This window comes from Pseudomonas sp. BAY1663, assembly GCF_000582595.1.
Lineage (GTDB): Bacteria > Pseudomonadota > Gammaproteobacteria > Pseudomonadales > Pseudomonadaceae > Stutzerimonas > Stutzerimonas stutzeri_AF.
On the sequence record NZ_AZSV01000220.1, the window covers coordinates 1 to 520 of the forward strand.

The 520-nt window shown below is 60.4% G+C and carries 1 pseudogene; it reads left to right on the forward strand.

The window, feature by feature from the left end:
• Positions 1–68 precede the first annotated feature (68 nt).
• Positions 69–501 (forward strand): annotated as a pseudogene (locus BAY1663_RS22890) (PilZ domain-containing protein).
• Positions 502–520: the final 19 nt, after the last annotated feature.

The window sequence follows — 520 nt, forward strand, 5'->3', positions numbered from 1 at the left end:
GCCTGGCGCCATTTGACGCAGCAACGCGGCTCGCGACGAAACGGCAACAGACCCTAAGGCCCAATCGAATGAACATGGCGAATCAGCGTCGTATCCAGCGACACCAGTTGCCGTATTACCTCAATGTCTTCAACCGGTTCACCGACAAACCGCTGGGTTTCATCGGCAACCTGTCCGAGGGCGGCTGATGCTGATCAGCCTTATCCGATGATGCTCGGCGTGCGTTTCGAGATGCGCCTGAAGATTCCTGGCCAGGTCGGCCAGGTGCGTCATGTGGATTTCAGCGCGCTGAGCCTCTGGTCGCGCGAGGATGTCACGCCCGGCAGCTTCGATACCGGCTTCTCGCTGATCGAACCGCCGGGCGACATCAAGGAGATGATCGCGGCGTTGCATCATTACTTCAGCTTCCAGCCGATGCTGCACGTTCCCCCGGTAATCGCGCCTTACCCCGGCACGGAGCCGGACAGGTTCACCGACAAGGATTGCTGCCACGGCTTGTGAGCTTCTGGCAGGCCTGCAG